Genomic DNA, 12,922 nt, shown 5'->3' on the forward strand with positions numbered 1-12,922 from the left:
ATGGGCGCGTAGCTAGCCTGGGCGTATGCCCCGGGATGAGAGCACAGTGAGGATCGGAGGACGTCGTCTGCGCATCTCGAACCTCGACAAGGTCATGTACCCCGAGACCGGCACGACCAAGGGCGAGGTCATCGACTACTACGCGCGCATCGCGCCGGCGATGCTGCCCTGGATCGCCGGCCGTCCGGTCACCCGCAAGCGTTGGCCCGACGGCGTCGGCACCGAGGAGCATCCTGCCGACTGGTTCTTCGCGAAGGACCTCGAGCCCGGCGCCCCCGATTGGCTCGCACGGCTGCCGATCGACCATTCGAGCGGTGCGAAGGACTACCCCGTGGTGGATGACGTCGCCTCCCTCGTCTACCTCGCACAGGTGGCGAGCCTGGAGATCCACGTCCCGCAGTGGCGGTTCGACGCCCACGGCGGCAGGTCGAACCCGGACCGGATGGTGCTGGACCTCGACCCGGGTCCCGGTGTCGGACTCGTGGAGTGCGCCGAGGTCGCGCGCCGGGCGCGCGGCATCCTTCAGGACATGGGACTCGACCCGGTCCCGGTCACGAGCGGCAGCAAGGGCATCCACCTCTACGCGGCGCTGCCGGGAAAGCAGACCAGCGACCAGGTCTCCGCGGTGGCGCGCGAGCTCGCCCGCGCGCTGGAGGCCGACGACCCCGCTCTCGTCGTGAGCCAGATGGCGAAGTCGATCCGCCCCGGTCGCGTGTTCCTGGACTGGAGCCAGAACAACGGGTCGAAGACGACGATCGCGCCGTACTCGCTCCGCGGGCGACCGCATCCCACCGTCGCCGCACCCCGCACGTGGGAGGAGCTCCACGACCCGGACCTGCGCCACCTCACCTTCGACGAGGTGCTGACGCGTGCGCCGAGCGCACCGCCGGACGCGAGCGCACCGCTCCAGACCTACATCGACAAGCGCAGCGCCGACCGAACGCCGGAACCGGTCCCCGACAGCCCCCGCGCTGCGCCCACGGCCGTCGGAGGACTGCCGCGGTTCGTGATCCAGGAGCATCATGCCCGGCGCCTGCACTGGGACTTCCGGCTGGAGCGCGACGGCGTCCTCGTGAGCTGGGCGGTGCCCAAGGGCGTGCCGCCCGACGGATCCCGCAACAGCCTCGCGGTCATGACGGAGGACCACCCGCTCGACTACGGCTCGTTCGAGGGCGAGATCCCGCACGGCGAGTACGGCGCAGGCAGCGTGACGATCTGGGACGACGGCGTGTACGAGCTCGAGAAGTGGCGCGACAGCGAGGTCATCGCCACCCTCGACGGCCGGCCGGGCGGCCCGCTCGGCGGCCGCGCCCGGGTCGCCCTCATCCGCACCGGCGGCGAGGGCGAGAAGTCGACGTGGCTGCTGCACCGCATGGCCCTGGAGGACGAGCCGGCCCCTCACCCCGCGCGACCGAACCCGGAGCCCACAGCGCCCGCCGCGACCTCGCGCCCCACGGTCGCCCCCATGCTGGCGACCGCCGCGACCCCCGCGCAGGCCCGGAACGCCGTCCGGCGGTGGGGCGACGCAGAGCCGTGGGTCGAGGCCAAGTGGGACGGCATCCGCGCCCTCGGCATCTGGGATGGTGAGCGCCTGCGCCTGCGCGCGCGCAGCGGCGCCGACATCACGGAGAAATACCCCGAGCTGACCGGCGGCGACCTCGACCTCGGGCCGGATCCCGCCGTCCTCGACGGCGAGATCGTGGCGCTCGACGCGACGGGCCGGCCGAGCTTCACCCGATTGCAGTCTCGGATGAACCTCACCCGCTCGTCGGAGATCGCGCGCGAGGCCCCGCGCACCCCGGTGCAGTGGTACCTGTTCGACGTCCTCTCGTGGGGCGGGGCGGACGCCACCGACCTGCCGCTCGCCCAGCGCCGCGGCATCCTGGAGCGCATCCCCGTCCACGCTCCGGTCGTCATCCCGCCCGTCTTCGACGACCTCGAGGCGGCGCTGTCGGCGAGCCGGGCGCTCGGGCTCGAGGGCGTGGTCCTCAAAGACCCTCGTTCGCGTTACCGCAGCGGCTCCCGCGGTGAGGAGTGGCTCAAGGTCAAGCACACGCGCACGCAGGAGGTGGTGATCGGCGGAATCCGACCCGGACGCCGCCCCATCGCGTCCCTCCTCCTCGGCATCCCCGGGCACGATGGCCTGCGGTATGCCGGACGCGTGGGCACCGGATTCACCGAGCGCGACATCGAGCGCCTGCAGTCGCTGCTGACGCCGCTGCGCACCGACGTCTCGCCCTTCGCCACCGTCCCGGCCGCGGACGCGTCGGATGCGCTGTGGGTGCGACCCGAGCTGGTCGGAGAGGTCGAGTACGCGGAGCTGACGCCCGGCGGCATCCTCCGGCACTCGCGCTGGCGCGGCCTGCGCCCCGACAAGTCGCCCGGCGAGATCGTCCGCGAGGACGACTCTCCCGCCTAAGTGTGCGCCTCGTGCTCGATGTGCCCTGCCGGCTCCAGCTGGAACGTCGAGTGCTCCACGTCGAAGTGCGACGACAGGCAGGCCTGCAGGCGCGTGAGGATATCCCCGGCCCGGCCGTCGCGCAGCGCACCACCGTCCACGACGACGTGCGCGGTGAACACGGGTGCGCCCCGGGTCAGCTGCCACACGTGCACATCGTGGACATCCACGACGCCCGGCGTCGTGAGCATGTGGTCGCGGATCTCCTTCACGTGCACGCCCTTGGGCACCGACTCGGCCAGCACCGATCCCACCTCACGCAGCAGACCGATCGCACGCGGGATGATCATCGCGGCGATCAACAGCGACGCGATCGCGTCGGCGGGCACCCATCCGGATACCAGGATGATGACGGCGGCGAGGATGACGGCGGCCGATCCGATGAGGTCGCCCATGACCTCGAGGTACGCGCCGCGCACGTTGATGCTGCGCTTCTGGGCGGCTGACAGCAGCCACATCGCTAGTGCGTTCGCGCACAGGCCGATGATGGCGACGATGAGCATCGGTGCGGCCGCGACCGCCACATCGGCCGGATGCAGCAGCCGCAGGACGGCCTCGATCGCGATCCACACCGACAGGACGATGAGGATGATGCCGTTGATGAGCGCGCCGAACACCTCCGCGCGCTGATACCCGAAGGTGCGGCGTTCGTTGGCCGGACGGGATGCGACCCAGCTGGCGATGAGGGCCACGACGAGGGCCGCCGAGTCGGTGAACATGTGGGCCGCGTCGGCGAGGAGCGCGAGTGAGCCCGACACGACCGAACCGACGATCTGGACGACCATGACCACGCTCGTGATGCCGAGCGAGAGCGCGAGCAGCCGCCGGTTGGAGGCGCCGCGAATCCCTTCGGCCGGAGCATGGTCGTGCATGTGTCCAGGGTAGGACGGCGCATCCCCTCTCGTCCGCGGATCGGCCCAGTCGGGAATGAGAGTCGCTCTCAGTACCCTGTGCGGTCGGCCTCAGAGCTGCGCGAGCAGGGGTGCGAGCGCGGCGAACGCGCGGGCACGGTGCGACTGCGCGGCCTTCTCGGCATCCGTCCACTCCCCCACGGTCCTGTCCTGCCCGTCCGGGATGAAGACCGGGTCGTAGCCGAAGCCGCCGTCGCCGCGCTCCTCGGTCGCGATCCGGCCCGGCCAGACGCCCTCGACGACCCGCTCCTGGCCGTCCGGCGTGACGAGTGCGATCACCGAGACGAACCGCGCGGTGCGGTGCGGGTCGGCGATGTCGGAGATCTGGTCGAGCAGCAGCCGCCGGTTCGCCACCGGATCCTTCGCGTGCCCCGCCCAGTACGCCGAGAAGATGCCCGGGGATCCGCCGAGCACCGCGACGCTGACGCCCGAGTCGTCGGCGAACGCGGGCGCACCCGTGTGCCGGGCCGCCGCGCGGGCCTTGATCAGTGCGTTCTCGGCGAACGTGACGCCGTCCTCGACGGGCTCGGGTCCGTCGTATCCGACGAGTTCGAGGTCGGGTCGAGTCGCCGCGACGATCGCGGCGAACTCCTCGACCTTGTGCGGGTTGTGGGTCGCCAGGACGACTTTCGCTCCCCGGCCCTCTCCCGGTCCCCGGCCCTCTCCCGGTCCCCGGCCCTCTCCCGGTCCCCGGCCCTCTCCCGGTCCGCGGCCCTCTCCCGGTCCCCGGCCCTCTCCCGGTCCCCGAGCTTGTCGAGGGGTCATCGATCCGCCTCGAGGGCGGTGGTCTGCAGGTCGCGCAGCTGCCCGCATCCGTCCACGCCGAGCTCGAGCAGCTGGTCGAGCTCCCGCTTGTCGAAGGGGGCGCCCTCGGCGGTGCCCTGCACCTCGACGAACAGTCCGCGGCCGGTGACGACGACGTTCATATCGGTCTCGGCGCGGACGTCCTCGACGTAGGCGAGGTCCAGCATCGGCGTGCCGTCGATGATGCCCACCGAGACAGCCGACACCGAGTCGAAGAGCACCTGCGACTTCTGGCCGATGAACTTCTTCTCGCGGCCCCACGCGACGGCGTCAGCGAGCGCCACGTAGGCGCCGGTGATCGCTGCGGTCCGCGTGCCGCCGTCCGCCTGCAGCACGTCGCAGTCGATGACGATCGTGTTCTCGCCGAGAGCCTTGGTGTCCACGACCGCGCGCAGCGCGCGTCCGATGAGCCGCGAGATCTCGTGCGTGCGACCGCCGATACGGCCCTTGACCGACTCGCGGTCATTCCGGTCGTTGGTGGAGCGGGGCAGCATGGCGTATTCCGCGGTGATCCAGCCACGGCCCTTGCCGGTGAGCCAGCGCGGCACGCCGTTGGTGAACGATGCCGTGCACAGCACACGGGTGTCGCCGAACGAGATGAGCGCCGAGCCTTCGGCCTGCTTGCTCCAGCCTCGCTCGATCGTGACGGGCCGGAGCTCATCGACGGCGCGGCCGTCTGCGCGGACGATATCGGTCAAAGGTCAGTCCTCCTGGTGGGTGGCCGCACGGGCCCTCGGCAGATCGATGGCGCCGGTGTGCACCAGCGTGACATCGCGCACCTCGCGGCCCATCAGCCGGTGCGCGAGACGGATGAAGTCCGCGGCGCTGTCGCCCGTGGCCTCGTAGACGTGGGATGCCACGGCATCCGCCGCAGCCAGCAGGTCGCGGGAGACCAGCTGACGGTAGACGTCCTTCGCCGTCTCGGTGTCGCTCGAGACGAGCGACACGTCGGGGCCCATGACATAGCTGATCGCACCCTCGAGGAACGGGTAGTGGGTGCAGCCGAGCACGAGGGTGTCGACGCCGGCGCGGCGCAGCGGTGCGAGGTACTCCTCGGCGACGGCGAGCACCTCGGGCGAGTCCGTGACGCCGTCCTCGACGAACTCCACGAAGCGCGGGCACGCCTGCGCGAAGACGGTGAGGCGCTCGTTGACCTCGAGCATGTCCTGGTACGCCCCGGACGAGATCGTGCCGGCGGTGCCGATGACGCCGATGCGGCCCGAGCGACTGGTGGACATCGCCGTGCGGACGGCCGGGCCGATCACCTCGACGACGGGCACGTCGTACCGTTCGCGGGCATCGCGCAGCATGGCGGAGGATGCCGTGTTGCAGGCGATGACGAGCATCTTCACGCCCTCGTCGACCAGCGTGTCGAGCACCTCGAGCGCGTAGCGCCGGACCTCCGCGATCGGCTTCGGCCCGTAGGGCGAATGCGCGGTGTCGCCGATGTAGCGGATCGACTCGCGAGGCAGCAGAGACGACACGGCTCGGGCGACGGTGAGCCCGCCCACTCCGGAGTCGAAGATTCCGATGGGGGCGTCGTTCACGATGGACCAGCCTACCGGCGGCCTGGCTAGGCTACGCGCATGAGCGCTACGCCCGACTCGCCCGTCTCCACAGCTCTCCTGACGGACCGGTACGAGCTGACCATGCTCGACGCCGCCCTGCACGACGGCACCGCGTCGCGCCGTTGCGTGTTCGAGCTGTTCTCCCGGCGTCTGTCCGGCGGACGTCGCTTCGGCGTCGTCGCGGGCAGCGGGCGCCTGCTGTCGCTGCTGCGGGATTTCCGCTTCGGCGACGACCAACTGCGCTTCCTGCGCGACGCGCGGGCGGTGGATGCGCAGACCCTCGCGTACCTCGCGAACTGGCGGTTCACCGGCACGATCACCGGCTACCGAGAGGGCGAGCTCTACTTCCCCGGCTCTCCCATCCTCACGGTGGAGGGCGCGTTCGCGGAGGCGGTCGTCCTGGAGACGCTGGCCCTCAGCGTGCTCAACCACGATTCGGCCGTCGCCACGGCGGCCGCCCGCATGAGCATCGCCGCCGGCGAGCGCCCGCTCGCGGAGATGGGCTCGCGGCGCGCGGGCGAGCACTCGGCCGTCGCGGCCGCTCGCGCCGCCTATATCGCGGGGTTCGGCGCGACGAGCAACCTGGAGGCGGGGCGCCGGTGGGGCATCCCCACGATGGGCACCGCGGCGCACGCCTGGACCCTGCTGCACGACACCGAGGAGATGGCCTTCCGCGCCCAGATCGAGGCGCTCGGGCTCGACACGACGCTCCTCATCGACACGTACGACATCCGCCAGGGCGTGGAGACGGCGATCCGGGTGGCGGGGACGGGCCTCGGCGGCGTGCGCATCGACTCCGGAGACCTGCCGATCGTCGCGGCGGAGGTGCGCGCCCAGCTCGACGGGCTCGGCGCGACCGGCACGCGGATCACCGTCACGAGCGACCTGGACGAGTACGCGATCGCGGCGCTGGCGGCATCCCCCGTGGACGCGTACGGCGTCGGGACGTCGGTCGTGACGGGATCGGGCACGCCGACGGCGGGTCTCGTCTATAAGCTCGTGGCCCGACAGGATGCGGCCGGCTCGTGGATCGCCGTCGCCAAGGCCTCCGCGGACAAGGCGTCCAAGGGGGGGCGCAAGTCGGCGTTCCGCACCCTCGACGGCGGGACGGCGACGAGCGAGACGATCGTCGTCGCGGACGGCTTCGAGCATGCCCCCGCCGCCCACGACGATGCGCGGGCGCTGCAGACGGTGTTCGTCGAGGAGGGCGACATCGTGACGGCGTTCGAGGGGGCGGGCGGCGTCGCTGCCGCGCGGACGCATCATGCCGCCGTTCGCGAGGAGCTGCCGGTGCGCGCTCTGGGGCTCAGCAGGTCGGACCCGGCGATCCCGACCGTCTGGGTGGACCAGGACTGAGGGCGTCAGCCCATCAACGACTCGTAGATCTCCTTGCACGTGGGGCAGACCGGGAACTTCTCCGGGTCGCGGCCCGGCGTCCACTTCTTGCCGCACAGGGCCTTCACGGGCTTGCCGGTGAGGGCCGACTCGAGGATCTTCTCCTTGCGCACATAATGCGAGAACCGCTCGTGATCACCTGGCTCGATGTGCTCCTCGCGGAGGAGCTCTTCGAGCTCACGATCGAGAACGGCGAGCCCTCCCTGATCCGGGCTGTCCAGCGGTGTGCTCATCCTCCGAGTCTAACGGCGTCAGCCTCGCAGGGGGATGGATGCGCGGGTCGGCGCGGGCGGTCGGCGATCGCCGTCAGGCGGACTCGGCGAACTCCATGAGTCGCCCGGTGCGCTGCGAGAAAGCGGATGCGCCGATCGCGACGCCGGCGATGAGCACGACGAGCCCGATCGCGAGACCGCCCCACAGCGCTGCGGCGGAGAACTCCACTCTGCCGGTGACGGCCAGCCACGCCCACCACAGCGCGGGCGCGCTCACGACGAGCGATCCGATCAGCACGAGTGCCTGGGCCGTGCCCGCCCGGGATCCGCTCCGCTGGGGCTGCCGGAACGGACTGTCCCCCGGATGCGACACCGGGTAGGGCGCGACGACCGAGGCGATGCTGGAGAGCCCGAGTCCGCTGAGGAACAGCGATGCGCAGGCTCCGACCATTGCGGGCAGCGCGGCCCAGCGCCCGTGGATCGAGATCGCGATCGGCACGGCGATCGCCAGGATCGGGATGCCGATGAGCATCACGGGGATGATCCGCCCGATGCGGTCTGCCGAGCCCCGCACACCGCTCGCGATGTGCACCCACAGCGCGGTGGAGTCGTAGGCGAGGTCGTCGTGAGGCAGCCAGCCGAAGAAGAGCGCGAGGATCGGCAGCGGCACGAGCACGGCGACCTCGAGCGGGACCCCCGCGATGAGTGGAGGGATGATCGCGAGGACCGCCGCGACCGGGACGATGACGATGTTGGCGACGTAGCGAGGATCGTGCAGCCAGTAGACGAGGCTGCGCGCCGTGATCGCCCCGGCTGGCGTGCCTGGTGCCACGGCGAACCAGCCGAGCCCGCCCCGCTCGCGCACCGCGACGGGGCGCTCGGCCGTGCTGACCATGTGGGCGACGAGCCACAGCCACACCGCCGCCAGCACGAGCAGTGTGGCGAGCGAGATGACGATCGCCCAGAACAGATCAGCGCCGGCCCCGGGCACGAGCGCCGGGATCGCCCACGCCGCGCCGAGCGGCGTGTGCGCGAGAACGGATGCCGCCTGCGTCAGCTGGGTCGGCACCTCGCCGCCCCACTCCAGCGAGGCGAGGAAGACGCTCGCCGGAACGGCCACCACGATGACGAGGATGGCGAAGGCCCCGGACAGCTCACGGGAACGTCGATCGCGCAGCACGAGAGCGGCGGTCGCCATGCCCACCCGCGCGAGCAGCGAGCACGTGAGGACGCCGATGATCACGGCGACGACGCCGATGATGACGGGAACGCCGTGCGCGGCCCAGACGGCGACCAGACAGACGCCGAGCGCGACGGCGGCGAGGATCGGGATGCTGACGAGGCCGGCCGCCCCCGTCGTGAGCGCGAGTGCGGGCGCCGGCATCCCGAAGATCGAGAACCGGCGCGGATCCAGCTGGTCCTCGACACCCGAGATGAGCGGAGCGAGGAAGAAGCTGGCGGTCAGCGCAGCGCCGCCGAGCACGGTGACGACCCGCGCGGCGTCGTCGGACGCGCCGCGCAGGGTCAGCAGCATCCCGGCCGCCGCGACGACGACAGCCGCCAAGGCTGCCGCTCCGAGCCAGGCCCGGACGCCGTGCCCGCGCGGTCCGCGGAACGCGCCGACGATCAGGGCGAGTCTCAGTCGGAGAATGCGTGCAGCCACTCCAGTCCCTCCACGTCGCTGAGGCCGCCGGACAGCTGCAGGAATCGCTCCTCGAGCGTGCTCTTGCCGCGCACCTCGGCGACCGTGCCCTCGGCCAGGACCGTGCCCGCCACGAGCACGGCAACCCGGTCGCACACCCGCTCCACGAGCTGCATGCCGTGACTCGACAGCAGCACTGTGCCGCCGTGGGCGACGTACGTGTCGAGGACGTCGAGGATGACGGCGCTCGAGACCGGGTCGACGGCCTCGAACGGCTCGTCGAGCACCAGGACGCGCGGAGAGTGGATGAGCGCTCCGGCGAGCAGCACCTTCTTGCGCATGCCCGCCGAGTAGTCGGACACCGGACGCGACAGCGCATCCGTCAGATCGAACGCACGCGCGAGGTCGGCCGTGCGGCTCTCGGCGACCGCCGGCTTCAGCTCGCGCAGCACGCCGAAGTAGTAGAGCAGCTGGCGCCCGGTCAGCCGGTCGAATGTGCGCATGCGGTCGGGCAGGACGCCGAGCATCCGCTTCGCCTCGCGGGGGTGGGCGACCGCGTCAACCCCGTTGATCCGCACGGAGCCCGCGCTCGGGCCGATCAGGCCGCCGATCATCGACAGGGTGGTCGTCTTGCCGGCGCCGTTCGGGCCGACCAGGCCGTAGAACGACCCCGCCGGGACCGTGAGCGCGACGCCGTCGACAGCCTTCGTCTGACCGAACGTCTTGGTGAGGCCGGTGGCGGCCACGGCCGGGACTGCGGTGGATGCCGCCTCCCCCTCGTGGGCGGTCGACGCCGGTGCAGGCTCCAGCACCTGGGCGATGACAGGGGCGGGCCGAGGCTCGGGCGCCGGCTCGGCCTCCTCCGCCGGTCGGGACTCCGTCTCGGGCTGCGCGGCAGGAGCGGGAGCGTCGGCGGGTTCGACCGGCGCCGGGATCGGAGCATCCATCGTGTCGACCTCTTCGCTGACCAGGGGAACCGTCTGGGGGGCATCGTCCGCCGGGAGCGGCGGCCGCGGCGGCAGGGCGGCCGCGGCGGCCGCCGACAGCATCGGCTTCGGCGGCTTCTGCGTCGCGCCGGCGTCGCCGGGAGGGGCTGCCGACGATGCCTCGGGCCGGCGGGGCTGCGCGGGCCGGGGGTCCGGGCCGTCGCCCGTGGAGTCGGGGCGCGGCTCCGGCGGTCCTTCCGGCACGGCAGTCACCCGCCCACGCTATCAACCGACGGCCCGGCGACCGCCTGCCACGGCGATGCACGGCAAATCGATGGAAAGATCACGAATCGGCAACGTCGGGTGAACACTGTGCGGTCTATCAGGCGGTTTCGATACCCTGGTGCAGGCACGAAGGAGTGTCGCGTCGGTGAACCATCGATGAAGACACTCACTCCAGGAGCACAATCTTGACACTGCAGACCGTCATCCTCGCGGCCGGTATGGGCTCGCGGCTGGGGCGCAGCCTCCCCAAGCCCCTCACCGAGCTCAACGATGGTCGCAGCATCATGCGCCAGCAGCACGACAACATCCGCGCCGCCTTCGGCGCCGAGGCGCGCATCACGACCGTGGTCGGCTACCGTGCCGAGACCATCGTCGAGGCCTTCCCCGACGTCGATTACGTCTACAACGACCGCTACGACCAGACCAACACGTCCAAGAGCCTGCTGCGTGCGCTGAACGCCACAGGCCGCCACGGTGTGCTGTGGATGAACGGCGACGTCGTCTTCGATCCGCGCGTGCTCGGCCGTGCGATCGCGCTCATCGAGCGCGAGCAGTCGTTCGTCACCGTCAACACCGAGAAGGTCAGCGACGAAGAGGTCAAGTACACCGTCACGCCCGAGGGCTTCATCCGCGAGCTGTCCAAGACGGTGCGCGGCGGTGTCGGCGAGGCCGTCGGCATCAACTACATCTCGGCCGCCGACAAGCGCGCGTTCATCCGCCAGCTCGGCCGAGTCGACGACCAGGACTACTTCGAGCGGGGCCTCGAGCTCGCCATCGACGAGGACCGGCTGCTGCTGACCCCGCTCGACATCTCGGACCTGTATGCCGTCGAGGTCGACTTCACCGAGGACCTCGAGCGCGCGAATCTCTTCGTCTGACGGCTGACGCCCAGGTGGCGTTCGTAGGATCGGTGCGATGGCCCGCAAGGTTCACCGCATCCATTCCCTGCCGGACGGCTCGCCCTGGCAGGGCGGACTGCCGCCCCAGGGCTCTGACGAGCATCCGCTGAGCATCCGGGCGCTCGATCGCGTACTCGCCCTGCAGCGGCCCGTGGTTCTCGCACATCTGCGCGGCGTCATCAGACGGCATCCGGATGCCGGACCCGCCGAGCTCGCCCGCATCCTCGAGACGCGATACATCGCCGCGGTCACCAGCGGCGGGGCCGCGGTCGGCGCCACCGCCGTCGTGCCGGGCATCGGAACCGGAGTCACCCTCGCCTTGAGCGGCGTCGAGACGGTCGGGTTCCTCGAGACCACGACGCTCTTCGCGCAGTCGCTCGCGGAGGTGCACGGCATCCAGATCTCGAATCCGGATCGCGCCCGCGCACTCGTGCTCACGATGCTCCTCGGTGACGAGGGTGTGAACCTGGTGTCTCAGCTCGCCGGACAGGCGGCGGGAACCGGTCCGGCGCGGGCGTCGTACTGGGGCGACATGGTCACCAAGACGCTGCCGCGCGCAGCGGTCGGACCCGCCGTCGACCAGCTCAAGTCGATGTTCATCAAGCACTTCGCGGCGCGAGCCGGCGCATCCTGGATCGGCAAGGCGCTGCCCTTCGGCATCGGCGCGGTGATCGGCGGCGCGGGCAACGGCATCCTCGGACGTCGTGTCGTGGTGTCGGCGCGCCGAGCCTTCGGGCCGGCGCCACTCGAGCTGCCCGCAGACCTCGCGGACGCACGCGGTCAGCGCCTCGGTCGGAGACTGCCCGCGCTCCCGGTCCGGCTGTCCGTCCGCCGTCGTTGATTCGTATATCTCTTCGAGTCTCTATGTCCGACACTCGCCGTACTGTCGTCGTATGCTGCGAATCGTCACCGACGCCGACTGCCCATCGCCCGCCGCTTACCGCGTTCCCTGGCGCATCGAGCGCATATACGACGCCCACCCGCTCGTGGTGAACGACGGCTCCGCAGCGGCGGACTTCGTGCGGGTCTTCGTCGTATCCCCCCGATCGACGGTGGAGACCGTGCACTGGGGCCAGATGCTGCCCGGCGAGTCGGCCGAGCTCTGCCTGTGCGCGTGCGACCCCGACGATGTCGTCGCGACCATCGCCTGGTTCCGCCCCGACGATGGTGTCGAGTACGTCTGGAGGTTCGCGCCCTGAGAGCAGCGGTGACGGACAATGGAGACATGGGCCAGTTCACCGAGCGGTACGAGAAGCTGCAGACGTGGGCCGTGCTGCCCGCCGAGCCGTTCACTGCGGACGGCGACGCGGAGCGGCTGGATGCGGAGCCCGCAGCGTCGCCGACGGACCTCGGCGAGGCATCGACCTCGGTCTCCGTGACCCTGACCCCCGTCCGCCCGGCATCGGCAGGCGATGAGGCCCCCCGCGCCTAAGCCGAGTCGAGCTTCTCGCGGCGACGCAGCTCGCGCACGACGTCGCTCTGCGTCAGCGGCCGGATGTGGTCGGGAAGATCGGCGGCCGTGAGTCCTTCGACGAAGTAGGCCGGCGATACGCCGAACACCGTCGCGAGCTGGATGAGCGCGAACATCGTCGGATTGCCCATGCCGCCTTCGAGCCGTGCGACGTGGGAGATGTCCATATCTGCGAGCTCGGCCAGAGTGCGCCTGCTCATGGTCGTCTTGTGGCGCAGATCGCGGATCAGCTCCCCGAGCTGCGCGGACGCAGGTGACCGCGCTTCCCTCATGGACTCCGATTATGGAGGCAACGCATGCGTGCCGTAGGCATAGATGCGACACACGGTCGAGCGGCTCATGGCGCAACGC

Annotated in this window: 14 protein-coding genes; 6 read left to right on the top strand and 8 right to left on the bottom strand. The window is 71.0% G+C overall.

The window, feature by feature from the left end:
- Window positions 1-25 precede the first annotated feature (25 nt).
- Window positions 26-2,419 carry an ATP-dependent DNA ligase gene (locus SM116_RS11510; protein WP_320941123.1) on the top strand — a complete coding sequence of 798 codons (2,394 nt, stop codon included), beginning with the start codon at window positions 26-28 and terminating at the stop codon, window positions 2,417-2,419.
- On the opposite strand, the gene SM116_RS11515 is transcribed toward SM116_RS11510, so the two are convergent.
- The 4 genes from SM116_RS11515 to murI form a co-directional block, all read right to left on the bottom strand.
- Window positions 2,416-3,330: a cation diffusion facilitator family transporter gene (locus SM116_RS11515; protein WP_320941124.1), complete on the bottom strand. Its 915-nt coding sequence runs from the start codon at window positions 3,328-3,330 to the stop codon at window positions 2,416-2,418. The two genes, SM116_RS11510 and SM116_RS11515, sit on opposite strands and share 4 nt — an antisense overlap.
- Window positions 3,331-3,420: 90 nt before the next feature.
- Window positions 3,421-4,134, bottom strand: a complete 714-nt coding sequence (gene rdgB / locus SM116_RS11520; RefSeq protein WP_320941125.1) for an RdgB/HAM1 family non-canonical purine NTP pyrophosphatase — start codon at window positions 4,132-4,134, stop codon at window positions 3,421-3,423.
- Window positions 4,131-4,871, bottom strand: a complete 741-nt coding sequence (gene rph / locus SM116_RS11525) for a ribonuclease PH (protein WP_320941126.1) — start codon at window positions 4,869-4,871, stop codon at window positions 4,131-4,133. The genes rdgB and rph overlap by 4 nt, the downstream gene beginning before the upstream one ends.
- Before the next feature lie 3 nt (window positions 4,872-4,874).
- Window positions 4,875-5,720, bottom strand: a complete 846-nt coding sequence (gene murI, locus SM116_RS11530) for a glutamate racemase (RefSeq protein WP_320941127.1) — start codon at window positions 5,718-5,720, stop codon at window positions 4,875-4,877.
- 39 nt (window positions 5,721-5,759) lie between these two features.
- On the opposite strand from murI, the gene SM116_RS11535 reads away from it, so the two are divergent.
- The gene (locus SM116_RS11535) at window positions 5,760-7,097 is read left to right on the top strand and encodes a nicotinate phosphoribosyltransferase (protein WP_320941128.1); all 1,338 of its coding nucleotides are present in this window, start codon (window positions 5,760-5,762) and stop codon (window positions 7,095-7,097) included.
- A 5-nt stretch (window positions 7,098-7,102) separates the two neighbouring features.
- On the opposite strand, the gene SM116_RS11540 is transcribed toward SM116_RS11535, so the two are convergent.
- The 3 genes from SM116_RS11540 to SM116_RS11550 form a co-directional block, all read right to left on the bottom strand.
- Window positions 7,103-7,369 (bottom strand): DUF3039 domain-containing protein, encoded by a 267-nt coding sequence (locus tag SM116_RS11540; RefSeq protein ID WP_320941129.1) that lies wholly within the window; start codon window positions 7,367-7,369, stop codon window positions 7,103-7,105.
- 73 nt (window positions 7,370-7,442) lie between these two features.
- The gene (locus SM116_RS11545) at window positions 7,443-9,011 is read right to left on the bottom strand and encodes a hypothetical protein (RefSeq protein WP_320941130.1); all 1,569 of its coding nucleotides are present in this window, start codon (window positions 9,009-9,011) and stop codon (window positions 7,443-7,445) included.
- Window positions 8,987-10,189 carry an ABC transporter ATP-binding protein gene (locus SM116_RS11550; RefSeq protein ID WP_320941131.1) on the bottom strand — a complete coding sequence of 401 codons (1,203 nt, stop codon included), beginning with the start codon at window positions 10,187-10,189 and terminating at the stop codon, window positions 8,987-8,989. The genes SM116_RS11545 and SM116_RS11550 overlap by 25 nt, the downstream gene beginning before the upstream one ends.
- A 197-nt stretch (window positions 10,190-10,386) precedes the next feature.
- On the opposite strand from SM116_RS11550, the gene SM116_RS11555 reads away from it, so the two are divergent.
- The 4 genes from SM116_RS11555 to SM116_RS11570 are packed head-to-tail and all read left to right on the top strand — an operon-like array spanning window position 10,387 to window position 12,532.
- The gene (locus SM116_RS11555) at window positions 10,387-11,079 is read left to right on the top strand and encodes a phosphocholine cytidylyltransferase family protein (RefSeq protein WP_320941132.1); all 693 of its coding nucleotides are present in this window, start codon (window positions 10,387-10,389) and stop codon (window positions 11,077-11,079) included.
- Window positions 11,080-11,116: 37 nt separating this feature from the next.
- The gene (locus tag SM116_RS11560; RefSeq protein ID WP_320941133.1) at window positions 11,117-11,941 is read left to right on the top strand and encodes a hypothetical protein; all 825 of its coding nucleotides are present in this window, start codon (window positions 11,117-11,119) and stop codon (window positions 11,939-11,941) included.
- Between the two features lie 52 nt (window positions 11,942-11,993).
- Complete coding sequence (locus SM116_RS11565; RefSeq protein ID WP_320941134.1) at window positions 11,994-12,299, top strand: hypothetical protein; 306 nt, start codon at window positions 11,994-11,996, stop codon at window positions 12,297-12,299.
- A gap of 26 nt (window positions 12,300-12,325) precedes the next feature.
- Window positions 12,326-12,532 carry a hypothetical protein gene (locus tag SM116_RS11570; RefSeq protein ID WP_320941135.1) on the top strand — a complete coding sequence of 69 codons (207 nt, stop codon included), beginning with the start codon at window positions 12,326-12,328 and terminating at the stop codon, window positions 12,530-12,532.
- Here the strand turns inward: SM116_RS11570 and SM116_RS11575 are convergent.
- Window positions 12,529-12,843, bottom strand: coding sequence for a helix-turn-helix domain-containing protein (locus SM116_RS11575; protein ID WP_320941136.1), 315 nt, complete (start codon window positions 12,841-12,843; stop codon window positions 12,529-12,531). The two genes, SM116_RS11570 and SM116_RS11575, sit on opposite strands and share 4 nt — an antisense overlap.
- Window positions 12,844-12,922: the final 79 nt, after the last annotated feature.

This window comes from Microbacterium rhizosphaerae (assembly GCF_034120055.1).
GTDB classification, from domain to species: Bacteria; Actinomycetota; Actinomycetes; order Actinomycetales; family Microbacteriaceae; genus Microbacterium; species Microbacterium rhizosphaerae.

What these genes read in the sequence shown, in the direction of transcription:
- SM116_RS11575 (WP_320941136.1), bottom strand. Translation starts at nt 12,843, where the DNA reads ATGAGGGAAGCGCGGTCACCTGCGTCCGCGCAGCTCGGGGAGCTGATC.
- SM116_RS11515 (WP_320941124.1), bottom strand. Translation starts at nt 3,330, where the DNA reads ATGCACGACCATGCTCCGGCCGAAGGGATTCGCGGCGCCTCCAACCGG.
- SM116_RS11540 (WP_320941129.1), bottom strand. Translation starts at nt 7,369, where the DNA reads ATGAGCACACCGCTGGACAGCCCGGATCAGGGAGGGCTCGCCGTTCTC.
- rdgB (WP_320941125.1), bottom strand. Translation starts at nt 4,134, where the DNA reads ATGACCCCTCGACAAGCTCGGGGACCGGGAGAGGGCCGGGGACCGGGA.
- SM116_RS11565 (WP_320941134.1), top strand. Translation starts at nt 11,994, where the DNA reads ATGCTGCGAATCGTCACCGACGCCGACTGCCCATCGCCCGCCGCTTAC.
- SM116_RS11560 (WP_320941133.1), top strand. Translation starts at nt 11,117, where the DNA reads ATGGCCCGCAAGGTTCACCGCATCCATTCCCTGCCGGACGGCTCGCCC.
- SM116_RS11535 (WP_320941128.1), top strand. Translation starts at nt 5,760, where the DNA reads ATGAGCGCTACGCCCGACTCGCCCGTCTCCACAGCTCTCCTGACGGAC.
- SM116_RS11510 (WP_320941123.1), top strand. Translation starts at nt 26, where the DNA reads ATGCCCCGGGATGAGAGCACAGTGAGGATCGGAGGACGTCGTCTGCGC.
- SM116_RS11570 (WP_320941135.1), top strand. Translation starts at nt 12,326, where the DNA reads ATGGGCCAGTTCACCGAGCGGTACGAGAAGCTGCAGACGTGGGCCGTG.